Annotated in this window: 28 protein-coding genes and 1 pseudogene; 17 read left to right on the plus strand and 12 right to left on the minus strand. The window is 47.0% G+C overall.

Going from position 1 to position 26,757, the window contains the following annotated elements; translation table 11 throughout:
* Position 1 precedes the first annotated feature (1 nt).
* Together F9L33_RS07495 and ribA are read right to left on the minus strand one after the other, a co-directional pair.
* A complete protein-coding gene (locus F9L33_RS07495; RefSeq protein WP_152142146.1) occupies positions 2-517 on the minus strand; it encodes a L,D-transpeptidase in 516 nt (171 codons plus the stop codon).
* On the minus strand, positions 514-1,602 hold the full coding sequence (gene ribA / locus F9L33_RS07500) for a GTP cyclohydrolase II (protein ID WP_152142515.1): 1,089 nt from the start codon (positions 1,600-1,602) through the stop codon (positions 514-516). Before ribA ends, F9L33_RS07495 begins: the two co-directional genes overlap by 4 nt.
* A 166-nt stretch (positions 1,603-1,768) precedes the next feature.
* On the opposite strand from ribA, the gene F9L33_RS07505 reads away from it, so the two are divergent.
* The 7 genes and pseudogenes from F9L33_RS07505 to F9L33_RS07535 all read left to right on the plus strand — a co-directional run bounded on the left by F9L33_RS07505 (position 1,769) and on the right by F9L33_RS07535 (position 6,323).
* Entirely contained in the window at positions 1,769-2,455 is a 687-nt protein-coding gene (locus F9L33_RS07505; RefSeq protein WP_152142147.1) for a response regulator transcription factor, read from the plus strand.
* Positions 2,456-2,823: 368 nt separating this feature from the next.
* Positions 2,824-3,612: an exodeoxyribonuclease III gene (locus F9L33_RS07510; protein ID WP_152142148.1), complete on the plus strand. Its 789-nt coding sequence runs from the start codon at positions 2,824-2,826 to the stop codon at positions 3,610-3,612.
* Positions 3,613-3,675: 63 nt separating this feature from the next.
* On the plus strand, positions 3,676-4,581 hold the full coding sequence (locus F9L33_RS07515) for a tetratricopeptide repeat protein (protein ID WP_370452090.1): 906 nt from the start codon (positions 3,676-3,678) through the stop codon (positions 4,579-4,581).
* Between the two features lie 26 nt (positions 4,582-4,607).
* The gene (locus F9L33_RS07520) at positions 4,608-5,258 is read left to right on the plus strand and encodes an LON peptidase substrate-binding domain-containing protein (RefSeq protein ID WP_152142516.1); all 651 of its coding nucleotides are present in this window, start codon (positions 4,608-4,610) and stop codon (positions 5,256-5,258) included.
* Positions 5,255-5,437: a Trm112 family protein gene (locus tag F9L33_RS07525; RefSeq protein WP_152142150.1), complete on the plus strand. Its 183-nt coding sequence runs from the start codon at positions 5,255-5,257 to the stop codon at positions 5,435-5,437. Before F9L33_RS07520 ends, F9L33_RS07525 begins: the two co-directional genes overlap by 4 nt.
* Positions 5,438-5,495: 58 nt before the next feature.
* A pseudogene (locus F9L33_RS07530) lies at positions 5,496-5,739 on the plus strand (ectoine hydrolase DoeA); the annotation flags it as partial.
* Positions 5,740-5,807: 68 nt separating this feature from the next.
* The gene (locus tag F9L33_RS07535; RefSeq protein WP_152142151.1) at positions 5,808-6,323 is read left to right on the plus strand and encodes a hypothetical protein; all 516 of its coding nucleotides are present in this window, start codon (positions 5,808-5,810) and stop codon (positions 6,321-6,323) included.
* Positions 6,324-6,402: 79 nt separating this feature from the next.
* Here the strand turns inward: F9L33_RS07535 and F9L33_RS07540 are convergent, their stop codons facing one another.
* Positions 6,403-7,629 (minus strand): UbiH/UbiF/VisC/COQ6 family ubiquinone biosynthesis hydroxylase, encoded by a 1,227-nt coding sequence (locus F9L33_RS07540; RefSeq protein WP_152142152.1) that lies wholly within the window; start codon positions 7,627-7,629, stop codon positions 6,403-6,405.
* Between the two features lie 78 nt (positions 7,630-7,707).
* Here F9L33_RS07540 and F9L33_RS07545 point away from each other — a divergent pair, with 78 nt between their 5' ends.
* The 4 genes from F9L33_RS07545 to F9L33_RS07560 all read left to right on the plus strand — a co-directional run bounded on the left by F9L33_RS07545 (position 7,708) and on the right by F9L33_RS07560 (position 13,626).
* Complete coding sequence (locus tag F9L33_RS07545) at positions 7,708-9,039, plus strand: amidase (RefSeq protein ID WP_152142153.1); 1,332 nt, start codon at positions 7,708-7,710, stop codon at positions 9,037-9,039.
* Positions 9,040-9,163: 124 nt separating this feature from the next.
* Positions 9,164-10,354, plus strand: coding sequence for an aminotransferase class I/II-fold pyridoxal phosphate-dependent enzyme (locus F9L33_RS07550; protein WP_152142154.1), 1,191 nt, complete (start codon positions 9,164-9,166; stop codon positions 10,352-10,354).
* Positions 10,354-13,107 carry a DNA translocase FtsK gene (locus F9L33_RS07555; protein ID WP_152142155.1) on the plus strand — a complete coding sequence of 918 codons (2,754 nt, stop codon included), beginning with the start codon at positions 10,354-10,356 and terminating at the stop codon, positions 13,105-13,107. The genes F9L33_RS07550 and F9L33_RS07555 overlap by 1 nt, the downstream gene beginning before the upstream one ends.
* Before the next feature lie 108 nt (positions 13,108-13,215).
* Positions 13,216-13,626, plus strand: coding sequence for a GFA family protein (locus tag F9L33_RS07560; RefSeq protein ID WP_152142156.1), 411 nt, complete (start codon positions 13,216-13,218; stop codon positions 13,624-13,626).
* Between the two features lie 18 nt (positions 13,627-13,644).
* Here F9L33_RS07560 and F9L33_RS07565 read toward each other — a convergent pair whose 3' ends face one another.
* On the minus strand, positions 13,645-14,085 hold the full coding sequence (locus tag F9L33_RS07565; protein WP_152142157.1) for a RidA family protein: 441 nt from the start codon (positions 14,083-14,085) through the stop codon (positions 13,645-13,647).
* Between the two features lie 107 nt (positions 14,086-14,192).
* On the opposite strand from F9L33_RS07565, the gene F9L33_RS07570 reads away from it, so the two are divergent.
* The 3 genes from F9L33_RS07570 to F9L33_RS07580 are packed head-to-tail and all read left to right on the plus strand — an operon-like array spanning position 14,193 to position 16,529.
* Positions 14,193-15,446 (plus strand): aconitase X catalytic domain-containing protein, encoded by a 1,254-nt coding sequence (locus tag F9L33_RS07570; RefSeq protein WP_152142158.1) that lies wholly within the window; start codon positions 14,193-14,195, stop codon positions 15,444-15,446.
* Positions 15,443-15,862 (plus strand): aconitase X swivel domain-containing protein, encoded by a 420-nt coding sequence (locus F9L33_RS07575; protein ID WP_152142159.1) that lies wholly within the window; start codon positions 15,443-15,445, stop codon positions 15,860-15,862. The genes F9L33_RS07570 and F9L33_RS07575 overlap by 4 nt, the downstream gene beginning before the upstream one ends.
* 46 nt (positions 15,863-15,908) lie before the next feature.
* Positions 15,909-16,529 carry an outer membrane lipoprotein carrier protein LolA gene (locus F9L33_RS07580; RefSeq protein WP_152142160.1) on the plus strand — a complete coding sequence of 207 codons (621 nt, stop codon included), beginning with the start codon at positions 15,909-15,911 and terminating at the stop codon, positions 16,527-16,529.
* On the opposite strand, the gene F9L33_RS07585 is transcribed toward F9L33_RS07580, so the two are convergent.
* Entirely contained in the window at positions 16,526-17,101 is a 576-nt protein-coding gene (locus F9L33_RS07585) for a transglycosylase SLT domain-containing protein (protein ID WP_152142161.1), read from the minus strand. The genes F9L33_RS07580 and F9L33_RS07585 overlap by 4 nt on opposite strands.
* Positions 17,102-17,166: 65 nt before the next feature.
* Complete coding sequence (locus F9L33_RS07590) at positions 17,167-18,048, minus strand: AEC family transporter (protein ID WP_152142162.1); 882 nt, start codon at positions 18,046-18,048, stop codon at positions 17,167-17,169.
* 102 nt (positions 18,049-18,150) lie between these two features.
* Between F9L33_RS07590 and hspQ the strand changes: the two genes are divergently transcribed.
* Complete coding sequence (gene hspQ, locus F9L33_RS07595) at positions 18,151-18,477, plus strand: heat shock protein HspQ (RefSeq protein ID WP_152142163.1); 327 nt, start codon at positions 18,151-18,153, stop codon at positions 18,475-18,477.
* A gap of 11 nt (positions 18,478-18,488) precedes the next feature.
* Here the strand turns inward: hspQ and F9L33_RS07600 are convergent, their stop codons facing one another.
* Positions 18,489-20,069, minus strand: coding sequence for a gamma-glutamyltransferase family protein (locus F9L33_RS07600; RefSeq protein WP_152142164.1), 1,581 nt, complete (start codon positions 20,067-20,069; stop codon positions 18,489-18,491).
* A gap of 508 nt (positions 20,070-20,577) precedes the next feature.
* Between F9L33_RS07600 and F9L33_RS07605 the strand changes: the two genes are divergently transcribed.
* The gene (locus tag F9L33_RS07605; RefSeq protein ID WP_152142165.1) at positions 20,578-20,919 is read left to right on the plus strand and encodes a DUF2794 domain-containing protein; all 342 of its coding nucleotides are present in this window, start codon (positions 20,578-20,580) and stop codon (positions 20,917-20,919) included.
* On the opposite strand, the gene F9L33_RS07610 is transcribed toward F9L33_RS07605, so the two are convergent.
* From F9L33_RS07610 to F9L33_RS07620, 3 genes are read right to left on the minus strand one after another with little or no spacing between them, the layout of a single operon-like run.
* Positions 20,916-21,662, minus strand: a complete 747-nt coding sequence (locus F9L33_RS07610) for a C40 family peptidase (RefSeq protein WP_152142166.1) — start codon at positions 21,660-21,662, stop codon at positions 20,916-20,918. The two genes, F9L33_RS07605 and F9L33_RS07610, sit on opposite strands and share 4 nt — an antisense overlap.
* Positions 21,655-23,040 (minus strand): M17 family metallopeptidase, encoded by a 1,386-nt coding sequence (locus tag F9L33_RS07615; protein ID WP_152142167.1) that lies wholly within the window; start codon positions 23,038-23,040, stop codon positions 21,655-21,657. The genes F9L33_RS07610 and F9L33_RS07615 overlap by 8 nt, the downstream gene beginning before the upstream one ends.
* A gap of 54 nt (positions 23,041-23,094) precedes the next feature.
* A complete protein-coding gene (locus F9L33_RS07620; protein ID WP_152142168.1) occupies positions 23,095-23,481 on the minus strand; it encodes a hypothetical protein in 387 nt (128 codons plus the stop codon).
* A 140-nt stretch (positions 23,482-23,621) separates the two neighbouring features.
* Between F9L33_RS07620 and F9L33_RS07625 the strand changes: the two genes are divergently transcribed.
* On the plus strand, positions 23,622-24,275 hold the full coding sequence (locus F9L33_RS07625) for a carbonic anhydrase (RefSeq protein WP_152142169.1): 654 nt from the start codon (positions 23,622-23,624) through the stop codon (positions 24,273-24,275).
* 276 nt (positions 24,276-24,551) lie between these two features.
* Here F9L33_RS07625 and F9L33_RS07630 read toward each other — a convergent pair whose 3' ends face one another.
* Both F9L33_RS07630 and F9L33_RS07635 read right to left on the minus strand, forming a co-directional pair.
* Positions 24,552-26,210: a mucoidy inhibitor MuiA family protein gene (locus tag F9L33_RS07630; protein ID WP_152142170.1), complete on the minus strand. Its 1,659-nt coding sequence runs from the start codon at positions 26,208-26,210 to the stop codon at positions 24,552-24,554.
* A 168-nt stretch (positions 26,211-26,378) separates the two neighbouring features.
* Entirely contained in the window at positions 26,379-26,744 is a 366-nt protein-coding gene (locus tag F9L33_RS07635) for a hypothetical protein (RefSeq protein ID WP_152142171.1), read from the minus strand.
* Positions 26,745-26,757: the final 13 nt, after the last annotated feature.

A 26,757-nucleotide genomic window follows, 5' to 3' on the forward strand; every position in this document is an offset into this window, starting at 1 on the left:
CTTATTGCCCCTTAATAATCACACGCGACCACGGCTTCCAATTTTCAAAAATCCAGATCAGATCATTGCGATCAAAAGCAATACACCCTTCTGTCGGATGCCGCGGCTTACGCCAAACATGCATGAATATCGCACTGCCAGCACCCGGCACAGCATCAGGCCAGTTGTAATCCAATATTCCAAAAGCATCATATAAAGGATCAGCGCGACGTTGCTTTTCATGGCTATAAGGATGTTCAGGTGCATAAAGACCATGGTTATAATCGGGGTCTTTCGGATCATCCGACCAAATATCACCCAGCCCTATAGAATCTTGTGCAACCGCACGTGCATTAAAATCCAAACGATCTGTACGAAACTTAATGCCTTCCAAATGAAACGTTCCAATGGGTGTAATACCATCGCCTTCACCTTGTTTGACAGCGATACCGCCACGACCGATCGCACAGTGTAAGTTCACGCCCATAAACCGTGCGCCCCATTCTGTGACAACCAAATCATCAAAGCGTGCGTTCATAAAAGATGCCCGCTTTTGTTCGCTTTGGTCGCCAAGTAATGCGCATTCAACGGATTCTCGCCCACCTTCAGCTCTATGCGCTCAGCAACTTCAAGGCCTGCATCATTCATGCGCGCCACTTTATTCGGATTGTTCGTCATCAAACGCACCGAGTTAAAGCCAAGGGACTTTAAAATCTCTGCACCCAATTTAAAATCACGCTCATCGTCTTCAAACCCCAAACGGTGGTTCGCTTCAACCGTATCGAACCCTTGGGACTGCAAAGCATAGGCACGCATTTTATTCGCCAACCCAATACCACGCCCCTCTTGGTTCATATATAAAAGGACACCAGAGCCTTCTGCAGCGATCTGTTGCATCGCCGCATTTAACTGCGGGCCACAATCACATTTCAACGATCCAATGATATCACCCGTGAAACAGGCCGAATGTAGGCGCGATAAAACAGGTTCATCCCGTTTTGGGCTGCCAATCTCAATCGCATAATGCTCTGTCCCCCCATCATCAGGGCGAAACACATGCACTTTAGACGCATTTGAAACTGCCAATGGTACATTTGCCGCTGCAACCAAAGCCAAAGGACTACTTTTATGCAAACACGGCCCAATAGCATCCAATGTTAAACAGTGCAGATATGGTAATTCACTTACTTGCTGTTTGGTAATTTCCACAACAACGGCCGCAGGCAACAATCGCGCCCATTTACAAATCATTAATGCAATACGATGTGGTTCAGCCGTCCCATCACAAATGGGCATAAACGGACCCTTCATAGGATTTTGTAAATCATCCACTGGATTTGCAACGGCATTCAACCATGCCAAATCACGGTCCGCAGGTACTGCAAGACGCGCCAAATCACCACCAGATGCATAAGTGGCCAATGTCTTTGCCCGCCAATCCGTAATCGTCAATTCCAACGAATCAGAAAAACCACGCAAATGTTTCAATCTATCTGCATGTAATGTTTCAACAGCCGCAGCCATCCACACAGAATCCCCATTAGACAGCAAAATGGGTACGCCCATGCGCAAATCAGCCCGCATTCGGGCTATTTGTTCTTCGACTGTCAGTAGAATCGCCATAGTCGGGCCTTCAAAATTGTAACAAATCAGATGCTTTCTATATCCTGCATTATCCAAATATGAAACATTTCCCGTCATTTCGACACGAGCCTGTGAGTTTTATGATCCAGATGTTGCCGAAACCGTAAAAACATCAGAAGTTTGAATCAACAAATGGAGCGCTATTATGAGCAACGTAAAAAAAATATTAATGGTCGATGATGACGATGACTTGCGCGAAGCGCTTGCAGATCAACTGGTCCTGACAGAAGATTTTGATGTATTTGAAGCAGCAGATGGCGCTGGCGGCTTGGATAAAGCCAAAGAAGCAATCTATGATCTTGTGATCCTAGACGTTGGCTTGCCAGACATGGATGGCCGTGAATTGTGCCGTTTGATGCGCAAACAAGGCGTGAAATGCCCAATCGTAATGCTTACAGCGCATGACACAGATGCAGACACAATTTTGGGTCTGGATGCAGGTGCAAACGATTACATCTCAAAACCGTTCAAATTCCCAGTATTACTGGCACGTATTCGCGCACAATTGCGTCAACACGAGCAATCAGAAGATGCCGTATTCACGCTTGGGCCATACACGTTCAAACCAGCGTCAAAAATGTTGATCACTGAGGACGAAAAGAAAATCCGTCTGACAGAAAAAGAAACTAACATTTTGAAATTCCTATACCGCGCTCAAGATGGCGTAGTGGCCCGCGATGTGCTGTTGCACGAAGTGTGGGGTTACAATGCAGGTGTTACAACACACACATTGGAAACACACATCTACCGCTTGCGTCAAAAGATCGAGCCCGATCCTAGCACAGCGCGTTTATTAGTTACTGAATCAGGTGGTTACCGCTTGGTTGCTTAATTCTCCCTGAAGTCCTCCCAAGACTTTATCCTGACTGGCCCGCCATTTTTGGCGGGCTTTTTTTATTTCATAAACTGTGACAGCCCTCACATAATCAAGCAAAACATCGCAGTAAAAAGAGCTAAAACATAATAATAATGAAGGCTCAAAATGAAACTCAAAAGATACCCTTTTATCGTCAGCGTAATCATTATGTCCTTAGTTGCAGTCAGCCTAAGCGCATGTGGAAGCAATGATCCAAATAGTAGTTTCTATCTTCCGCTTGGCAGCTTCTAAATTCGGGAATTTACGGATATTTCACCTATCTGCGCCGCGCACGATCTGTTAGGCTTATTCAAGCATATCCGAAAATGACAAGAAGAACTCAAATGCCAATTACAATCTGCACATGGAACATCAACTCAGTCCGCCTTCGTGAACCCATCGTTCTAAAACTTTTAGAAGAAGAAAAACCTGACGTTCTATGTCTGCAAGAATGCAAATCCCCTGTCGATAAAATCCCAACAGCAGGGTTCGAAGCTTTGGGATACACCCACATGGTTGCCAATGGGCAAAAGGGTTACAATGGCGTCGCCATCCTATCCCGCATCCCAATGGTCGAACAACATCGCGAAGATTTCGCCAACCTTGAACATGCCCGTCATATTGCTGGCAAGCTGGACAACGGTATGACGATCCACAATTTCTATGTTCCCGCAGGCGGTGATGTTGCTGACCGCGAAGTGAACGAAAAATTTGGTCAAAAACTGGATTACTTGGCCGACATGCGCGATTGGTTCAAAGCCAACACACCTGAAAAATCAGTGATGGTGGGCGATCTGAATATCGCCCCGCGCGAAGATGACGTTTGGGATCATAAAAAGCTGCTCAAAGTCGTGTCACACACACCGATTGAGGTGGAAAAATTGGCCGAAACCCAAGCCGCAGGAAACTGGGTCGATATCACACGCCAAGACATCACAGATGGCAAACTTTACACATGGTGGTCCTACCGCGCCCGCGACTGGGACACCGCCGACAAAGGTCGCCGTTTGGATCACATCTGGGCCACACCAGATATTTCCAACGCAGCCCATTCCAGCCGCGTTTTACGCGATGCACGTGGTTGGGAAAAACCCAGCGATCACGCACCGTTATTTGCTACCTTTGATATCTAACTTGCCCCAACGCCCATAGATGACTACATCAAGGGCAACCAAAATATAGAAATGGAGCATCCGTTGTTAGAACTTGGAAACGCACCTGCCGCAAACGGCGACCTGATCAAAGACGTTAACGAAGATACATTCATGGAAGACGTGATTGAGGCCAGTAAGTCTCAACCTGTCATCGTGGACTTTTGGGCACCATGGTGTGGCCCCTGTAAAACACTAATCCCAAACCTAGAGGCAGAAGTGAAAGCCGCAGGCGGCAAAGTGAAAATGGTAAAGGTTGATATCGACCAAAACCAAATGCTCGCCAGCCAAATGCGCATTCAATCCGTCCCAGCCGTATTCGCATTCGTCGATGGTCAACCTGTGGACGGCTTCATGGGCGCCAAAGCCCCATCCGAAATCAAAGCTTTCATAGATAAGCTGCTTGCCTCTACGGGCGAAGATGGCGGTTTAGAAGAAGCTGTCGCAATGGCCGAAGAAATGCTGGAACAAGGCGCATTAAACGATGCGGCAGATACATTCTCTGCCATCCTTGGCGAAGAACCTGAAAATGCAGCGGCCTACGCAGGTTATGTCAAAGCACAGATCGCTATGGGCAACATCGAACAAGCACAGAAAAATCTAGGTGCGCTTCCTGAAAGCATCAAAAACGACCCTGCTATCCTTGCCGTAATTGCACAGGTCGAAATCGCCAGTATGGCATCAGACGCTGGTGAAACTAGCGAATTAAAAGCAAAACTGGAAGCCAATCCTGACGATCACCAAACACGCTTTGATTTGGCAATGGCAGAATTGGCCGCAGATGATTCCGCTGCTGCCATCGATACGCTCCTCGATCTCTTCCGCCGCGATGCAGAATGGAACGAAGGCGCTGCCAAAGAGCAGCTGTTCAAAATCTTCGACGCCCTTGGCGCCAAAGACCCAATAGCACAGGCAGGGCGCCGCAAATTATCGTCCATTATATTTGCCTAAACGCAGGACAGACCTAAATGAAGCAGATGTTTAATCTTTCCGATCTACCCGCTTCGATCCCCGTCTTTCCTTTGACTGGCGCGCTGGTTTTACCCCGCGCCCGTCTGCCACTGAACATCTTTGAACCACGCTATTTGCAGATGGTCGATGACGCATTGAAAACAGATCATCGCCTGATCGGTATGATCCAAAAGCGCGACGCCCCAAATGACATCAGCAACCCACCCTTGCACCAAATTGGCTGCGCAGGTCGCATCACATCGTTTACTGAAACGGATGATGGCCGCTATCTGATTTCCATCAACGGCGTCAGCCGTTACCGCATCAAAGAAACCCACACAGGGTTCACGCCTTACATAAAAGCAGACGTAGACTGGGCCCCCTTTGAACGCGATCTGGGCGACGAAGAAGCCGATGAAACATTCGACCGCGAAGCGTTTCTGAAAAAACTACATGCCTATTTCGAAGTGCACGAATTACAAACAGACTGGGACAGCCTTAAAGATGCAAATCAAGAGTTGCTGATCAATTCCCTATCAATGATGTGCCCCTTTGACCCAGAAGAACGCCAAGCCTTACTGGAATCGCCATGCCTAAAAACACGGCGCGAAACTGTTTCCACTTTGATGGAATTTTCATTACGCTCTAATCGTGATGACAAAGGCCAAGTACAATGAGCAACACATGCAAAGCGGATGGCAGAATGTTAGAGGCATTGATGTGCCCCATCACCCACGGCCCATTGGAATATGATGCCGAAAAAAACGAACTGATTTCCAAAGGCGCGAAATGCGCTTTCCCAATCCGTAACGGTATCCCAATCATGTTGGTCGCAGAAGCACGCGTCATAGATTAAATTGCTTTAAAGTTCACTCTGCGTAATATGCTGTCATCATAGATATAGGTGACCGCATATGAGCAAAGCCAACCGCACAGGATACTCCATCGGCGCCGCTTACCCCCCCCGATTGGGGCAAACACACAATGTCCCTGCGCGGGGGTGACAAAACCATTTTACGCGAAAACATGACCTTCCATTTCATGACAGGATTATGGGCAGACGACTGGGGCTTTGAGATTACTGAAAGTATTAGGATTGGGGAAAACAATCCTGAGTGTCTGGCGAATGTGCCACGTAAGATGTTTGTAAAGGAATAAGCAACATTACCATGATTGATCGATATCAAATATCTTGTTATTTCAAAATTTTATTATAAAATTCCTGTATGAAAAATGCGAAATTAAGCTACCATCAAGACTTCCCTCAAACGCCAGTCAGTGGTTGGGCGGGCGTTCGTAGATATGCATGGGTGAACCAACAGAATGATAGTGGACAATGGAAACGCCCAAAACATAAATATGTATATCCATTTGAGAAACAACGTAAACTCTGGTGCTTGCTTGAAATACATTTTCAAGGAGTTGATTTGATCTTTGCATTACCGGCTGAGCTGGATCAATTCATTGAAATTATGTCCCAAAACCCACTGCCATCTGGCAACAGGCTCATCAAAGGGCGAAAATTAGGTAGGCCAAATAACCATTGGCTATCGCGTTTACCCAAAAAAACAAAACCATGGGCATTCAGACAAAAATTATGCAAATATCTTGAAACGGCTCCACAAGCTTCTGAATTCCGAGAATTCTATACATCTCACCCTGTTAGGCTAAAATTTGATGGATACTATGACAGTTTCTATGATGCAATAAGAGCACAAAAGATGCACACGTCTACGCCTTGAAATAAGTGCGCCATACATCTAAAAATACAATACTTTCAATAAGTTAAATAGTTGCTTCAACTGGAACACTACATAAAAATCAGACAATGCGCCCCTGCAACATCTTCGGCAAGTCCCCCGTTAAACCCGCCGCCTGACGCATAAATCCGCGGCGCATTGCAGGGTTCGAATTCACGAAACCCAACCCCAAACCACGTACCGTCCGCAGCAATGGATTGTCATTCGAAAACAACCGATTGATTCCATCTGTCGCCGCCGCCAATCCAGCTGTATCAAAGCGACGCCATTGCTGGAACCGCTGCAAAACATTCAACGCGCCGATATCCTCACCACGGCGCATCGCATCGGCCAACACCTCAACCAGTGCCGCAATATCGCGCAGCCCAAGGTTCAAACCCTGCCCCGCCAGTGGATGCACACCATGCGCCGCATCGCCCACCAACGCCAAACGATGATCGACGAACCGATCCGCCAAGCTTAGGCCAAGTGGATAGGAATACCGCCCACCTGCCAATGAAATCTTACCTAGAAAATCACCAAAACACGGGCGCAGACAATCCAGATAATCCGCTTCATCCATCGCAGAGATTTCCTCCGCACGTTCCGTACTTTCTGTCCAAACAATCGACGACACATTCCCGTTCAACGGCAAAATCGCCAAAGGTCCCGCAGGCATAAAGAACTGATGTGCTGTATTATCATGTGGCTTTCCATGCGCGACTGCACAAACAAGGCTGGTCTGGTCATACCCCCAACCTTTGCGCCCAATACCAGCGCGAACAGCAACTTGGCTAGACCGACCATCACAGCCAACCAACAGTTTCGCATGCAAGACCTGGCCGCTTTCTAACGTCACAGAAACACCGCCAACATCAATCTGTTGATCAACAACCTTAGTGCTTTCCATATGTGTGATCGCAGGCGTATCATCAATCGCTTTCAACAAAGCCTGACGCAAATATCGATCTTCCAGCATATGGCCCATTGGGCCTTCTTCCAGCTCGTTATGATCGAAATGAACGAACCAAGGTGCTGCGCCTTCGCCCGCACGTCCATCGCTGACTTTGATATCCAGCATAGGGCAGCTTTTATCCGCAACCTCGCCCCACAGCCCCAAAACATTCAGCATATTTTTTGACGTCAAAGCCAGCGCATAGCTGCGCCCATCAAAAATATCAGAGGCCAACGTTGAGCTGTCCATTGCATCAATCAAAATCACCTCTTGTCCAATCTGGGCAAGCGCCAATGCGGTTGTGCAACCGTTCAGGCCACCGCCAACAATGATGATATCTGCGTCTTGTTCCATGCTTTTGAATATGAACTGAAAACATGGATTGTCCAGCCGACAATGCGTCGCTAGGCTGCGTCAAAAGGGGAATACGCAATGTCCAACGATCTGCTTACAAAAACCGCCAGCGATTTGGGCCGTATGATTGGCAGCAAAGAGGTCAGCCCAACAGAGGTGACAGAAGCTTTCCTTTCCGAGATTGACAAAAACCCACTCACTGAACGCATCTATGCTCGTACCACACCAGACCGTGCCCGTGCAGAAGCCAAAGCCGCAACAGATCGTGCTCAAAATGGCACACGCATCGGTCCTTTGGATGGTGTGCCAATCTCATGGAAAGATTTATTTGATACGGCTGGCATAACCACCGAAGCAGGATCAAAATTACTAGATGGTCGTACACCAACTGCAGATGCCACAGTTTTGAAAAACGCAACGCTTGGCGGATTGGTCTGCTTGGGCAAAACACACATGTCAGAGCTGGCCTTTTCTGGCCTTGGCGTAAATCCAATCACACGCACACCGCCCTGTGTGAATGACCTTGATGCAGCACCTGGTGGCTCTTCATCAGGATCGGCCGCTTCTGTTGCATTCAATCTGGCCCCCGCAAGTATTGGTTCGGATACTGGCGGTTCTGTTCGCATTCCATCTGCTTGGAATGATATAGTTGGCTTGAAAACCACACACGGGTTATTGCCTACCACAGGATCTGTTCCGCTATGTACAAAATTCGACACTGTCGGCCCCATGTGCCGTTCCGTTGAAGACACCGCCAATCTCTTCGCAGCATTAGCAGGCGAACGACCAATGCCCCTTATCCAATCAAACATTAAAGGAAAACGTTTCGCTATATGCACAACTGCCGCATTAGATGACATGGATTCAGAACCACAAAAAGCGTTTGAAAGGAACATCGAAGCACTCAAAGCTGCTGGTGCTATTATCGAAGAATTAGAAATACCCGAAGTCGCACACGCTTTGCCTTTATCCAGCTGTCTATTCACAACTGAAGCTTATGCACAATGGGGCGAAACTATCGCCGAAAAACCAAATGTAATGTTCTCAGAAATTGAGGCGCGTTTCATGTTAGGTAAAGGTTTTTCTGGCGCCGAATACATTCGCGCTTGGCACAAACTAGACGCATTACGCGCAAGTTATGTTGAACGGGTTGCGGCATATGATGCAATTCTTATGCCAACTGCATGTGTCAGCCCCCCAAATGTAAAGCGTTTATCCACCGACAGCGATTATTACATCCGTGTTAATTTATTGGCCCTTCGCAACACCCGAATTTCTAATTTATTGGGCCTTTGTGCGATAACTTTACCTTCTAGGACACCCTCATGCGGGCTTATGATCTGTGGAAAACCATTCGAAGAACGTAAAATACTCTCTATCGCTTCGCAAATGGAACCTATTTTGGGGTAAAGCCACGCTTTAGGCAAATAAGCCACAACAGGCAATCAGATTGTAAAAAACCTTTGTCCAAGAGCACTTTATTGGCTAAACTGCATGTAAATGGGACGATTAGATCCCTAAGAATGAGGCAGACATGCAGTTTCCAGAGCGGTTTTCGAACCTGCCCGAATACGCATTTCCACGTTTACGTACCTTGTTGGACCCACATCCAGCAGGCGGTGACGTTTTGCATATGTCGATTGGCGAACCGAAACATAAATTCCCCGATTTCATCATGGATGCAATCGCAGAACATTCAGCTGGGTTTAACAATTACCCAACGAATGAAGGCTGCCCAGAGCTTTTGACAGCAATTTCTGATTGGGTGACACGCCGCTACAACGTGCCATGCGATGCAAATAAAAACGTCCTAGCGCTGAACGGATCACGCGAGGGTTTGTTCAACGCTTGTGTTGCTTTGTGCCCTGAAAAGAAAAACGGCCGCCAACCAAACGTTTTGCTGCCAAATCCATTTTATCAAGTTTATGCCGTTGCCACGTTAACAGTTGGCGCAACACCAATTTATGTTCCAGCGCACCGCGAAAATGGCTTTTTGCCAGATTACGCATCTGTTGGCGAAGATATCTTAAACGATACATCCATCATTTACATTTGCTCGCCATCAAACCCTCAGGGGGCTGTAGCCAGCAAAGAATATTGGCGTGATCTGATCAATTTGGCCGAAGAATACGATATCCGTATTTTCGCAGATGAATGTTATTCGGAAATCTACCGCGACACACCACCGATTGGTGCATTGGAAGTTGCCCATGAAATGGGCGTAGACCCAGAACGTGTTCTGGCATTCCATTCATTATCCAAACGTTCAAACCTACCTGGTTTGCGTTCAGGGTCCGCAACAGGTGGTCCAGATACAATCGCAGCACTGAAAACTTTGCGTTCATATGCAGGGTCCCCAATTCCGCAACCATTGCAAATGGCTGCCGCCAAAGCATGGTCTGATGAAGATCACGTTATTGCAAACCGTGCGCAATATCTGACGAAATACGCCATCGCTGACAAAGTCTTTGGCGACGTTCCAAATTACACCAGCCCTGAAGCTGGGTTTTTCTTGTGGTTGCCCGTCGAAGACGGCGAAGCAGCAACATTGAAACTATGGCAATCGACCGGCGTGCGCGTCTTGCCAGGATCATATTTAGCACGCCCAACAAAAGAGGGTGATCCAGCAAAAGGATACATCCGTGTGGCCCTAGTGGCCCCAGAGCAGGAAATCACGCGTGGCCTGAACGCTATTCACGCGTGTTTGTACGAGGTAAATAAATAATGGCATATCAATCTAGACCCCGCGACCCCCTATTGGAAGAGCACATGCAGGCCGCAATCCGCAAGCGTGGATCGGAACTCATCGGCCTTGGTCTCCTTGCCATTGGCGTATTATTCGCACTGATCATGTGGAGTTATTCTCCTGATGATCCAAGCCGTTTTAACGTTACATCTGCCCCCGCCAAAAACATGTTGGGTGAATTTGGTGCAGCAATTGCCAGCACACTTATCCTGACCATGGGCAAAGCCGCATGGACCATTCCATTGTTTATGGTCACATGGGGCGTTCGTTTTGTTTTACATATTGGTGAAACACGTGCTGTAAGCCGTGTAATCTTTTCACCAATCTTTGCGGCATTTGCAGCTATTTTCATGGCCGCACATGTGCCAGCAGACGCATGGACACACAGCTTTGGTCTGGGTGGTTTATTCGGCGATATGGCACTTGGCTTTTTAGTGGACATAAATCCATTAAGTCTTGGGTTTGGCGTAGCATTAATCACATTGGTACTTGCCGCAATCACTGTCAGCCTTGGCCTGTATGTGTTGGGTTACACAATCCAAGAGCTACGTACAATCAACCGCTATGCGATCGTTGCTATCATTCTATCTTATGCCAGCATCATCAATCTGATCTCGATGATCACAAGCAAAGTACAACAACACCGCGCGAACCGTCCTGTGCGAACTTCAGCAACAGACATTCCGCAAGCACAACCAGAAACATCTTTTGTGGCACGTGCTGAACCAAGCCTTGTCGAAGAGTATATTGACCCTGTGGAAGCGGCGCCCGTAGAAGAACAAGCACCTGCTAAAAAACTATCGTTCCCATCTTTGCCAACATTTGGTTTGGGTAAACGCGCAGAACCAGAAATGGTTGCGGAAACAGCGCATGTTGAACCACAACTGCAAACACCATCACAAGATCGCGTTAAAATGCGCATCACGGAAGCTGTACAAAGTAAAATTCTAGCAAAACGTAATGAAGCACAAGATCAAGCACGTGTTGAACCCGTTCTAGTAGCAGAACCTGCTATGGCACCACCTACCTCGCAAGAACCAATCATGGCGAAAGAGTTCACAGACGACGGTGAATTAGATTTGAACGATCCTGTTGAAAACATTTTTGCAGTTCCAACACCAGAACCCAAAGCGGTTGTGCAACACACGACACCAAAGCCTGTTCAGAAAAGTAAAAAAGCCAAAGCGGAAGCACAGCCAAGCTTGTTCGCAGATAAAAATGGCGCTGAATACGAAACGCCACCTTTGGGATTGTTGGCCAGCCCAACAACCATCGTACGCCACCACCTAAGCGATGAAGCACTAGAGCAAAATGCACGTATGCTGGAAACTGTTTTGGATGATTACGGTGTCAAAGGTGAAATCGTTTCAGTTCGCCCAGGCCCAGTTGTGACCATGTACGAACTTGAACCAGCACCAGGCTTGAAAGCCAGCCGCGTTATCGGTTTGGCTGATGATATTGCCCGTTCAATGTCAGCTCTATCCGCGCGCGTTTCTACAGTTCCAGGTCGCACTGTTGTGGGTATCGAATTGCCGAATGAAAACCGCGAAACTGTCCTGCTGCGTGAAATGCTTGCAGGCAAAGAATATGGTGATGGCAATCACGGCCTGCCATTGGCACTTGGCAAAGACATTGGTGGCGAGCCTATCATTGCGAACCTAGCAAAGATGCCTCACCTATTGATCGCGGGGACAACAGGCTCTGGTAAATCTGTGGCGATCAACACTATGATCTTATCATTGCTATACAAGCTTTCACCAGAAGACTGTCGCATGATCATGATTGACCCAAAAATGTTGGAGCTGTCAGTTTATGACGGTATCCCTCACCTATTATCACCTGTTGTGACAGACCCGAAAAAAGCAGTTGTTGCGTTGAAATGGGTCGTTGGCGAGATGGAAGAACGTTACCGCAAGATGTCCAAAATGGGCGTGCGTAATGTGGGTGGTTACAATGCCCGCGTTGAAGACGCTCTGAAAAAAGGCGAAGACTTTGAGCGCACAGTTCAAACAGGTTTTGCCGAAGATACAGGCGAACCAATTTTCGAGACCGAAACATTCAAACCAGAAAAACTACCATTTATCGTTGTAATTGTGGATGAGATGGCTGACTTGATGATGGTCGCTGGTAAAGAAATCGAAGCTTGTATTCAACGCTTGGCGCAAATGGCACGTGCCTCGGGTATCCACCTGATCATGGCCACACAACGCCCATCTGTGGATGTAATCACGGGTACAATCAAAGCGAATTTCCCAACACGTATTTCCTTCCAAGTGACATCGAAAATCGACAGTCGCACCATCCTAGGTGAAATGGGTGCCGAACAACTGCTTGGCATGGGTGACATGCTGTACATGGAAGGTGGCGGTAAAATCACCCGTGTCCACGGTCCATTCGCAAGCGACGAAGAAGTCGAAGAAGTGGTAAACCATCTGAAATCATTCGGTGCACCAGAATACATCAAAGGTGTGGTTGATGGCCCCGAAAGCAACAAGGAAAGCGATATTGATGCGGTTCTTGGTTTGGGCGGTAACACTGGCAAAGAAGATGCTTTGTATGATCAAGCTGTAGCAATCGTAGCAAAAGATCGTAAATGCTCAACTTCTTATATCCAACGCAAGCTTTCTATCGGCTACAATAAAGCTGCGAAAATTGTTGAGGAAATGGAAGATCAGGGCATTGTCTCTGCGGCCAACCACGTTGGTAAGCGTGATATTCTATTGCCTGAGTAATAAGGCTTTACCCCCGTTATCATCTGCTTATTAAAACCAGCAGATGGTAACTTGCTTTTTTTTCGCATCCCCGTTTAGCTAATCCTAATTTTATAAGAAGGATTTGATATGCAACAAGAAGGCGGATGTTATTGTGGAAAACTACGCTACAAAATAAGCGAACGCCCAATTTTTAAAGCTCTATGTTATTGTCGCGCTTGCCAACATATCTCTGGAGGTGGCCCTCAATATTTTATGCTGGTTCCAACCTCCGGTTTCAGATGGGCAAACGGCGAACCCAACACATTCAAACGCCAAGACAAAGAAGATGCCGTCACACGTAGTTTTTGCAGCCATTGTGGCACGCATGTAGTCACACATCGCCCAGGGCTTGATGGCGTAATCGTCAAAATCGGCACCTTAGATAATCCAGAGAGCTTCGACGAACCAAAAGCAGCCATTTTTGTCGAAGAAAAGCAGCCTTTTCACGTCATTCCTGAAACGCTTCCACAGTTTAAAACCCTTCCAGAAAGTAGCTGATACATACAGCCACTTCTGTTAACTCTTAACTGCAAATGTCACCGCCAATTCAATCGGTGAATTCAACGGCAATTGCGAAACGGAAAACGCCGTACGCGCATGATCACCCTGCTCCCCTAAATACTCTGCAAACAAATCAGACGCGCCATTTAAAACCGCGGGCTGATCCAAAAAGCCTTTGGCACTGGCAACATATCCATCCAAGCGCAACAACCCGTCTAGAGTATTAAATTGATCTGTCAGCCGTGCAATTTGCGCCAACACATTTAACCCAGCAAGACGAGCTGCTTCAAAACCTTCATCAGTCGTTAATTCCGCACCAACATGCCCTGTAAATGCCAATTTACCATCAACCAATGGAAACTGCCCTGAAACAAACCCGATACCACCTCTAATGATCCCTGCTTTATAAGATCCGACAGGGTTTGGTGGTGTCGGTAGTACTATTTTCGATGTCATAGTGTGTTTTCCAGCAATTTAAAGCACGACAATACTCTGTTGCAGAGCCTCGTCAATGAAATGCAAAATCACTTGTGATTTTCAAAAAACATATGCAGTGTTTTCGAATGTACCTATCAGGATTTGAGAAAACCATTCTTTCTGGTTCCACAGGTCAGCGTGGCGATCAAATGGCACTGGAAATTGTAGCAGAGACTGCTCGAATGCTTGGCGCCGAACGTTTGGTTGAAATCGAATCCAGCCATATTGACGGATGCCTTTATCACGGCGACTCTGGTGTGCTCTTTTGTGAGAAACTTGTGACCGAAGGTGCACGCATAAAAGTTCCTACCACCACAAATGTCGGTGCTTTAAACTTGTTAAAACCAGACCAGACACGATTACCACCTGAGCAACGCAAAATGGCATTTCGCTTGATGGTTGCACATGAAAAAATGGGTTGCACCCCAAGCTGGACATGCGCCCCTTACCAAGCAGGAATGCGCCCTACTCTAGGCCAACAAGTTGCATGGGGTGAATCCAATGCGGTTGCCTTCACAAACACTGTCTTAGGCGCACGAACAAACCGTTATGGTGATTTTCTAGATATCGCCTGTGCAATCTCAGGTCGCGCACCCTATTACGGTTTACATAAAGACGAAAACCGCATTGCAGAAATGCTTATTGATGTCTCTGGCTTATCACCAAGTTTGATAAGCACAGATGCATTCTTCCCAGTTCTTGGTGCTATGATAGGACGCTTAGCAGGCGAAACAGTCTGCGTAGTTGATGGCATGCCAAAACACGCAACAGACGATCAATTAAAAGCACTATGTGCAGGGGCTGCATCAACAGGTGCTGTTGCCCTTATTCATATCACAGGCATCACACCAGAAGCCCCAGATGCAGCAACTGCATTAGGTGGGCTAGAACCCAAAGAGATAATCCACATCACCCATGATATGGTGATTGAAGCACGCAACAGCCTAAGCTTGGCAAAAGCAGGCCCAATCGACAGTGTAGCTCTTGGTAGCCCACATTTTTCCAACGAAGAGTGTCGCAGTTTATTGACACTAGCAAACGGGCAAAAATTCAAAGTACCTGTTTATATCTGTTTAGGCCGTCACACATTAGAACAGCTCGAGGCCGACAACGCAGATAAAGACCTTCGTAATTTAGGTGCAGAATTTGTGGTCGATACGTGTGTCGTCGTTACGCCAATCTTACCAGAAAGCCCTGGTGTGATGATGACGAACTCTGCTAAATTTGCACATTACGCAACTGGAAACACAGGTCATGCACCTGTTTTTGGTACGCTCTTTGATTGCGTAAAAAGTGCGCAAGCTGGCCATGTGATTTGGGATCAAGGAGTGTGGGGATGACTTGGGAAAGTGAGGTCTTATTCGCAGGGACCGCCCAAGGCACTGTTTTACGATTCGATAAACCCATAAGTTTTTGGGGCGGTATTAACCCCGTTACTTCTGCTGTTACATTAGCAGGACATCCACAGCACGGTTTAACAATCGCAGATAAAATACTGGTCATTCCTAGCTTAATTGGCTCCAGCTCTTCATCCGCAATTATTTTAGAGCTATTTTACAAAAAAATGGCTCCCAAAGCTCTGATATTGGGCAATCGCGACGCCATTTTACCTGTCGGTGTCGTCGTCGCAAAACAAATGGATTGGCCAACAATCCCCGTCGTTGTTTTACCTGATCCACCCTTTCAAACGGGAACAAAACTCCATATTGATGAAAATGGCCTGATCAGCGAATTCCAGCCATATACAAACTCGTGATATCTTGTAGGTTTGAAACTGTGTTTAGAATGATTAAATGAGACTTATGAAACATTTTACAAAATTGGTCGCTCTGGCCCTTATGATCACCCCAACTGTTGCAAATGCAGAAAAACTGTCTTTGCAAGAGGTTTCCAGTTATTTAAACCAGCTGAAATCGGCAAAAGGTGCCTTTACGCAAATCAACCCAGACAGCACATTGTCTAAGGGTGATTTCATGATCAAACGTCCTGGGCGTATGCGGTTTGAATACGCAAAGCCAAATCCAGCGTTAGTGGTTGCCAGCACAGGGCAGATTGCGGTGTTTGATAAAAAGTCATCCGCAGGACCACAAGGCTTTCCAATCGGGCAAACGCCACTTGGCTTAATCTTGAAAAAGAATGTGAACTTGGCAACAAGCGGTATGGTTCTCAGCCATACAGAAGTTGGCCCAACGACAAAGATCAAAGCACAAGATCCAAAGCATCCAAATTATGGCAGCATTGAATTAGTGTTCACGGCAAACCCAACAGAATTACGCCAATGGGTTGTGACAGATCAATCTGGCAAAAAGACCACTGTGGTTTTGGGCAAACTCGATCGCAAAGCACGCTTAAACGAAGATCTATTTGATATTGAGCAAATCGCTAACGATCTTGGCCAATCCACAGGCAAACGAGATAACTAACTACAGGTTCTAAGCTGCTCTTGATACATGATTGCACGGTTTTCAACTTTTTGCGCAACACCCAATAACCATGATTTATTACGGTAAGATCCACGTTTAAATCCTGTACGCCCTTCGTGATAGGCTAGATATTGATTATAGGCATCCGTCTTAGCGATACCTACACCACGCGTTGTACCGTTCATATACCACCCCATGAAATCCACAGAGTCCGCAAAGTCTTTACGGCTCTTTCCAAAACCACCTGTGGCACGTTTGTATTCATCCCACGTACCATCCAAAGCTTGAGAATAACCCAGTGCCGATGATTGACGCCCCAATGGGATTACACCAAGCGCATATCGCTGCGGTGTACGTGCATCATGCTTAAACCGCGATTCATGATAAATCGTTGCCAAAAAGATTGGTGTAGGAACACCCCACTTATCGCCCGCGCGATCCATCGCTTTAAACCACTTAGGTTTTTGCGCTTTAATGGAACATGCATTGTCCAAATTACGAGGCGGAGTTGTACCACCACCAGAACACGACGCCACAGCCAATAAGGCCAATAATACAATTGCTTTTTTCATCTACTGCTCGCTTTTCCAGTCTAACGCTGGGTTTTTTCAAACTATAGACGAAAAAGCAGAAATGTTTAAACGAAAAATGCCAACGTCAGCGGGATCGTGATCACAGATAAAAGAGTGGACACCACCACCAAACCCGCCACTTCATTTGCATCAGCCCCGTATTTCTCCGCCAACAGATAAGATGTAACCGCAACAGGCGTCGCAATCTGCATAACCAAGACTGCCAACGCAACCGGTTCCAATGCAAAATACAGCCCAACACCCCATGCAATGCCCGTACAAAGTGCTACCTTTACAACAGACAGCACAATCGCACGCCCGAAACTATCGGGTTTCAAACGCGCTAACGCAACACCCAACGTGATCAACATAATAGGGATTGCCATCTGCCCAATCAGTTCCAGCGCATTCGTTAAAAAGGTTGGTGTTTCCCAACCATTGTACAAAAACAGTGCCCCTAACAAGGTTGCGCCCACCAATGGCTCTTTCACGATTTTAATTAAAGACCCGCCACCAGACACAAGCCAAACACCCACAGAAAAGGAATAAACGGCCATCACCGCAAATATGATAATCGCATAACTCAACCCGACTTCGCCAAAGGCAAATAATGCCAAAGGCAGACCAAGATTACCCGTATTCCCAAAAATTAGCGGTGCTAAAAACGTGCGCATCTCCAGTTTAAATAAGCGCACGATCAATGCAAAAACCACAGTCACTACCAGATAGGCCACGCAGGACGCTAAGAAAGTTACAGCCAAAGCACTGCGGTCGATGTCTGCTTTCATAAGAGCTACAAAAATCAAACAAGGCACAGATAACGTCATCGCAAGACGCGTCACAAACTCAACCTGATACTCAAATCCATGCTTTACCCAAACAAAACCAATCAAGGCCAAAAGGAACACCGGAGCAACGATTTCAAGAACTGTTAACAATAAGTTCACAGACTGTTTCCCCTTTTTGGGTTGATTTTTGCGACAGTTTTATGGACACATTGCCTGATAAAGTTTTAGATACAAGCTGGAATTTGGGGATTCGGGTCAACAATGCTGCAAGTGAACGCAAAATACGGAATTGGGACAGTTGTCCGCCACAAGAAACATCCATTTCGCGGTGTTATCTTTGATGTGGACCCGCAATTTGCCAATACTGAAGAGTGGTGGGATTCCATTCCAGAAGATATGCGCCCAAGCAAAGAACAGCCTTTTTATCACCTTTTGGCGGAAAACGACTCGTCTTATTACGTGGCATATGTATCCGAACAAAACCTTGTAATGGACGAAAGCGGTGAACCTGTTCAACACCCAGAAGTCGCTGATTTATTCGGTTCTATGGACAACGGTCAGTATCGTCTTGAAGTTCAGATGAACTAAGACGCCTAAGGTTAATACCCCAAAGCACATCCATCTTTACGCGCATCAGATGCACCTTCCAGCACACCTGTTTCGTGGTTGATCAAAATCGATTGCGCCCCGCCAATAGCGACTTCAGGCACAATCACATCATGCCCCATCTCAACCAGTTCAGCATGTACAGCGTCACTATACCCACGTTCCACTTTTAGTTGCCCTGCATCAGGAAAACTGCGTGGCGCATCAATCGCCGTCTGACTATCCATTCCAAAATCAATCATATTGGACATAAATCGTGCATGGCCTGCAGGTTGATATGATCCACCCATCACACCAAATGGCATCGTTACTTTACCATCCTTGCGCAGCATTCCCGGAATGATCGTGTGCATCGGGCGTTTATCCCCTGCTGCTTCATTCGGATGGCCTTCTTCCAACGTAAATCCAGCGCCACGGTTTTGGAAATTGATCCCGAACTTCGATGACGCCATTCCAGAGCCAAAGCTTTCATAGATGGAATAAATCAGGGAAACAGACATCAAATCCTTATCCACCACGGTCAAATAAACCGTATCTTTGTGCACTGTTTCAGACAGTTTCACAGGATCCGCCATAACACGTTTTGGATCAACCAATGCCGCCAATTGCGCAGCGGTTTCAGGCGACAACATATGCTCCAACCGTGTCATATGATTTTCATCCGCCAACATACGGTTGCGCGTATCATAAGCCAGCTTTGCAACCTCTGCCTCAATATGCACACGTTGCGCACCCAGCGCATCCATGCTTGCGATATCAAAGTGCTGCAACATATTGTTCATCAAGATCGCCGTTGCACCCTGCCCATTCGGTGGGTGCTCCACCAATTCCGTGCCCTTATAGTCGCCCGAAATCGGCGTCGTATATTCACAGGCAGTATTGTAAAAATCTTCCAATGTATGCGAACCACCAAGCGCATTCAGGGACGCAACCATATCTTCGGCAACCTCACCCTCATAAAACCCATCGCGGCCTTCTAATGCGACACGTTCCAATACCTCTGCTTGATTGGGTGCCTTAAACATCTGCCCAACTGTCGCTGCTGCACCATTATTCAAATAGAATTTTTGTGCATCCCCTGTAATGGTTCCCGCTGCGATCGCCCAGTCAAATGCTGTGCGCGGCGTTACAGGCACACCCGCTTTTGCGTAATAAATCGCAGGCGCCAAACAGCTGGCGATACCAATCTTACCATAATCTTTGGACAACCGACAAAACGCATCAATTGCCCCTGGCACCGTGATTGCTTCTACAGATTTGCGCGGCACAGCCGTATGCCCCGCTTCACGTAATGCAGCGGCTGATAACCCCGCTGGCGAGCGACCTGAACCATTCAGCGCAATCACTTCTTCTGATCCCGCTGGGGATAACAAAATAAAGCAATCGCCACCAATCCCTGTCATTTGCGGCTCGCAAATACCCAACAAAACACCTGCTGCAATCGCAGCATCAACGGCATTGCCGCCACTCTCTAATATCTGAACAGCCACTTTAGCGGCCAAAGGATGGGATGTGGCGCACATGCCATTGGTTGCATACGTCGCGGATCGACCGGGCAAGTGAAAGTCACGCATTTTGAAACTCCATTGGATTAAAGCCAACAAAGAACAATGCATACCAAAGGTCAATATCTTAAGGGGGGGGGGAGATGTAGTCCTCGGTACCGTAACTTGAGTGGGGGCAAAGAAGCCACGGTACCGAGGGTTAGCTGATTGCTAGCTACATGGACTGTAATGATCGTTGATCGCGGCAATAGGTGGGAGGGAATAAGGCAATTGTTAGGCTTTTCCGCAAAAACCAATAAAACCGCTTATTCGCTACGCGCGAAGATCACTGTTACTCATAAAGTCTACAGGGTTTACTAACTAATCTGACAAAACGCCCCGCCCTATTGAGCGGGGCGCGTTGTTACTCATTACACATAAAAACACTTACTATCGCAGTAGATAGAATTTAAACGTGACACTCAAAGGGATAGATTTGGACTTCTTATTGTTATTTTTGCTAACCTAAAACTAACCTTTTCCCTAACTTTGCGAACCAACCCTTGATTTCAAAGCGGGAACACGCAAAACTAAACGCATGTTTCAGGATATAAATTACGCCCAAAAGGGCCAATCAAAGCTCCCTATTCATTTCCATCGAACAGAGCTCGCGCTGATCATGTCGCTATATGGCAGGATGGTTGCGGCAGGAGAATGGCGGGATTATGGAATTTCTCCGCTCAAAGATGTCGCGATCTTTTCAATATTCAGACGCACAGCAGAACATCCAATTTATCGCATCGAAAAACGACCAAAATTATCAACAAAACAAGGGCTTTACGCGATTATAGGTATGGATGGACGCATCTTAAAACGCGGTCATGATTTGAAAACAGTTTTGCGCGTTTTAGAGCGGAAAATGATCCGTTTGGTAGATTAAGGCAAACGCTTCCGTAGGGTAACGGGGCCATTGCCCGCTGCCAATATACGTGCGCAGGCCTGTTCAAACGGCTCAAACACCGTCTTCATGTGATGGCCATTTGCGTGCAACAGCATATCTGGCCCATAGATCAACCCAACATGACCTTTCCAAAACACAAAATCCCCCCGTTTTAAGGGTTGGTTAGCATCTAATGGCTCGCCTAAGGTTTTTTCCTGTACGCCACTATCGGCCGCACATTCGATTTTCGCACCCTTTAAGGCAGCTGAAATCAGACCAGAACAATCGATTCCATATTGCGCATTGCCACCCCATAAATACGGCACACCCAGATAGCGTTCAGCCGTTTTCACATAGTCAGGCTCAATTGCAACCAATGATTCGACCTGTTGCTGGTGGATAAACCCACCCCCAGCCAGTTCTACATAGTTGCCTTCTTCACCCACGACAGTGATTTCAGCCTGAAACGGCAAATGCATCATTGGAACGGTTTTAAAATTCGGTGTCGCATAAACATGCGCGCCCATATCAGAAATACGGTTACTTGGGTCAGCCCATCCCGCCAAATCATCGATACGTGTAAACCCTGCATAGTTGTCAGATGGGCGATACCCTTCTGCCCAACCCTCTTTCTCCGCAATCACACAGAACGCCTCACCAAACAAAAGTTGGCGTTCCAGCGTTACACCGTGATCACTGTACAGATTTGCAACAGGCGCTTTTATGCGGCGGATATCAGACATAATTTTCTTCGATCACCCGCAATATTGCCCGCGTTGATTGACAAGCTCCGCCCAAAGTCCGCGCAGGTTTTGCCGCTGGCGTCCAACCGTATAAATCCAGATGCACAAAATCCCCTGCATCTTCCACAAAACGACGTAGGAATAACGCGGCTGTAATCGCCCCCCCAAACCGACCTTTGGGCGCATTGTCCAAATCAGCCACGTCAGGTTCAATCACGGGTTCATACGGATCCCAAAACGGCATACGCCACAATGGATCTGCTTCTTTATCAGCCGCCTTAGAAATCGCATTTGCCAGCTTATCACTGTCTGTGAAAAACGGCGGCACATCAGGGCCAAGCGCTACACGCGCAGCCCCTGTTAAGGTCGCCATGCAAACCATGAACTCTGGTTTTTCTTCATCCGCAAATGCCAAAGCATCCGCCAATACCAAACGCCCTTCAGCATCTGTATTGTTTACCTCAACCGTCAAACCTTTACGGGATGTCAAAACATCCTGAGGGCGGTACGCGCCTGCGGAAATAGAATTTTCAACCGCTGGCACCAGCACACGCAATCGCACACGCACACCCAGCGCCATAATCATATGCGCCAGTCCCATCACATTGGCAGAGCCACCCATATCCTTTTTCATCAAACCCATGGATGACGCTGGTTTGATGTTCAAACCGCCCGTATCAAAACAAACGCCTTTACCAACCAAAGTGATCTTTGGATCGCTGGCCTTACCCCATGTCATATCCAACAAACGCGGCTCTTGATCAGACGCACGCCCAACCGTATGGATCATTGGGAAGTTCTTTTTCAACAATGCATCGCCTTTGGTCACTGTGACCTTGGCTTTGTGCTGTTTACCCAAAGCCCTAAAAGCAGCTTCCAACTGCTCTGGCCCCATATCAGAGGTTGGTGTGTTGATCAGATCACGTGTTAAAAACTCACCAGCCGCCAAGATTTCCAATCGCTTGGCATCCACATCTTTGTTGGCTTTCAGTTTCGCAGAAGCGCCAGATTTATCCTTATACCGGTCAAACGTATATTGCGCCAAAAGCCATGCCAAACTGGCCTCAGTCATTTCTGATTTTTTCAAGCCAGAGGCAAATTCATACACCCCTTTGGGCAATTGCATTGCAGCCATAGCTGCCCAATAACGCCCACGCGTGCGCGCAGCGGCATCACCCCAACCAGCCAGTACTTGGTCAATACCGCCCTCTTTGTTTGGCACAGTCAAAACCTGCCCCAAACCACCTGTAAACGCGCTGGCCTTAACCCACGCTTGAACAGCTTTTGGCTTTTTCGCCAGCCACTTTTTCAAACTTGCTGTTTCAATAAAATGGATGGGTGTTGTTTTTGATGACTTACCAGCAAACTTCGGGCTCATTCGGATCTCCTAAACTATCCTCGTAACCCTAGTCAATTTCACAGGCTCTTCAAGCTATTGATCCGCTAAAACCCGTGGCAACTCCGCCAATTGAAACAGGCTTGCTTCACCCAAACAAACCATGCGCTGGCAAATGACTGGCATAATCGCCAAATCACCTGAATCAATAACCTCGATCAATTGACACGCCACACCGCAAACACTGTCCAAACCGACCTGCGGGCATAAAGTTTTCAAACTGCCAGCAATCCGCCGCGCATTTTGCATATCTTTTTCATAAATCGCCATTTCCAGCTGGCACAGCTTATCTGACACCTCAAACAACACACGCTCGAACACACGCAGCCCCTGCTGTGTGCCCAATTCAGACAATAAAATATGGATTTCATCGTAATTTAACTTTGGCACTTCATTCGATCGAAATGCAATTATATCAGCCATTCTATTCACCATTCATCATACGCCCCAGCCATGACCATAAAGGGCTATTTGCAAAAAACTCCTAACCGATGCGTACGCAGCTCTTGTAAAATCACTCAAAATCTACGAAAAATGAGACTAAATTCAGGGTCAGACTACACATGAAATACATTAAGCCGCTGCCAAGCTTCCTTGCCAATCGTTACCACGGTTGGAAAGCGACACAGTTCCAAGAAAACAAAGCTTGGATCGCAAAACTGGTTGATGACGGCCAGCACCCACGCACAATGGTCATCGCGTGCTGCGACAGCCGCGTGCATGTCACATCTGTTTTTGGCGCGGAAACAGGCGAGTTTTTCCTGCACCGTAACATCGCAAACCTTGTTCCAAAATTCCTGCCTGATGGGCAACATCACGGCACATCTGCAGCCATTGAATATGCTGTCACCGCTTTGGGTGTGACCAATATTCTGGTCGTCGGCCATTCCCATTGCGGTGGTGTCAAAGGCTGCCATGATATGTGTTCAGGCAAAGCGCCAGAGCTTGAAGAAAAAAGCAGTTTTGTAGGCAGCTGGGTTGATATCCTGCGCGAAGGTTATGAGCGTGTGGCAGAACGCGGTGGTACAGAAGACGAACAAGTCAGCGCATTAGAGCGCGAAGGTATATTGGTATCCTTGAAAAACCTTATGACTTTCCCATTCGTTCAAGAGCGTGTTGAAAAAGGTGAATTGTCTCTACACGGCCTGTGGATGGACATCCGCGATGGCGGCTTAGAAAACTATAATCCAGCCAGCGATACATTCGAACAAATCTAAAGCAGCGCACGCACCTCTAAAAACCTATTAACCTTTTGTGCGGTATAAAAGCCGTGTCGACAAAGTGGTTCATGGGTTTTCAAAGGGCGGGTAACAGCGTCAAATGCGAAAACCACCGAAATAACAGTTAGATTAGGTGCAGGGGATAAAATCCCTGTTCAGCACATATACCGCATATGGTGGCGCCACCTTTTTAACCTTACACAGATTAACAAACGATAAACCCCGCCACCAAACATTGGCGACGGGGCAAAAAGCATGTTCTATTCACTGGTTTTAACGACGCCCCAGCTGTTTGTCCTCTGGCCATTTCAACGTCCAATCATAGTTGATCGTTTCAGTTGACCCCGCTTCCATAGCAACAGTCCAACCGACCACACCACGGCGACCTTCGATATTCGTCTCTGTCGGCTTCGGGTTGGTGTCCAAAGTCACTTCCAAATCCTCAGCCTCGGAAACTGGCAATGCCACATAAGCCGTCACATCAATCGCATAATCCAACAGGCTGCGGATATTGACCTCGTATTTTTCAATCTTCTGATTATAGGATGAAATGATGCCCGTATCGCCATCTTGAACTTGCAACGTACGTTGCTCTACCAAGATGCCATTCAATGGCCCAAGCGCCATATCGAATGTATCACCATTGGCAACTTCACCGATATAAGACTGACCGACCATCACACCATCACGGATCAATGTCGCCTCACCCGGCAACAAAGTCCCACCTGTGGTATTTTCCAACTCAGCATATAAAACCGCAGTGCTGTTCTGCCCAATCGTAGCACGCGCACCCAATTCCACATCGCTTTGAATGGCATCTAAACGGAACAGCTTGCCGTTGGTATCGCCGCGCAACTTGCCAATACGCCCCAATTCAAACTCAATCGTTTGTCCACGTATAGTCGATGCATATTGTTCATATCGCGGTGCCGCAGCCGTTTCCAAAACAGGTTCTGCCAAAGCATCCGCCTGACCACGTGCAACAGACTTCTGCGCCATGCGCAGCAATTCTTTTGGATCAAAAATATACTTGATATCTGGATACGGCAAAGACACCTGCGTTGCACGGTTCAAATCAGACGTCGACAATGTCACAGCCACATCCTGCCAATCCTCACCACTGCGTTGCCAGATGTTTGCTTGGCGTACCATATCCACTTTGGCGGTGGCCTTTTCCTGCTCTACTTTGATCTCATAACTCGGTTGCCACCCCGCATTTTGACTTGCGTAAATCAATGTTAGGTCACCCTTAAATTCCGCATCCACAACCAAATCAATAATAGCCGTTGCCCTTGCGCGCTCCAAAGGAAGAGTTGCTTCCAGAGCTGCATGCGCACGCGCAACTTTTGCATCCGCTTCATTCACTGCTCGGTTTGTCTGTGTCAGTTCATTCTGTGCGGTTTCCAAAGCGACAACTGCTGCTGAAATCTCTGCGCCCAGCACGCCAATAAGGCTGGTTAACTCATCCGCTGTTAGCGTGCTCCCACCAGCACCGCCTGCCATCTTACCTTCAGATATAGATGTCAAATATTGCACTTTTAAATTAGACGCCGCGACCGCAGCCTTGGCCGCAACACGTGTCGTTTCTACTGCAATCAATTCACCCTTAGCAGCATCCAATACTTTTTCTGCAGCAAGCTGTTCATCCGACTTCACAGGCTCTGCTGGCACTTGCCGCTCGGTACTAAAACCAATGGACTGTATCGTCACCCCATCTGCAAATGCTTGAAACTGGCCTCCTTGCAAATCTTGAGGCAAGTCCGTCACCAAAACCTGATGCTGTCCTGCGGGTAAATCCAAACCGACCTTACGGTCATATAAAGCAGCTTGTGGGAAAATTTTCACCGTATCCAACGTGCTGGTCGTAGTGACCGTTTCAGCAACAGCGAACTGTGGGAATAAAGAAAGAATTACGAGTAGCGAGTAACGCATTAAAACACCTAAAGTTAGTTATGTCTGAATTGAATATAATCATACAATTGCATAAAAAAAGTGCTGTTATGATCAACAGCATAAATTGGTAATATAATGACTTGCTGTTTTTTGGGATTATATGAGCTTAAAAAAGTATTTTAAAAGCTCATATAAAAATTCAACGTCTTATCGACTTGGATCTGTTGGAATACGTGATCCAAGAACAACACATCTTTTCATGCTACCTGTACGTGCACGATTGCAAGCCTTAATCGAAGACCATTGCCCACCATATAATGTTTTATAACCTGTTGAATATGCCGCAACACCAGGTTGTGGAACCTCCACGTCATTTTCATCAAATTTTGGTATTGCAGTTGATACCGCATAAGATCCAAATCGTTCTGATTTTGCAGCCCAACGTTGCAATTCTTTCATTTGTTGTTCAGTTAAGTTTGGAACAACTCTAATATAATAATCAAAATCATCCGCAAAAGACATTGTAGGGGTTAGCGCTAGAACAGTAGCACAAACCAATTTAAATTTTGTCATTTTGATACCCTTA

It is taken from the genome of Amylibacter sp. SFDW26, assembly GCF_009184395.1.
Taxonomy (GTDB): Bacteria; Pseudomonadota; Alphaproteobacteria; order Rhodobacterales; family Rhodobacteraceae; genus Amylibacter.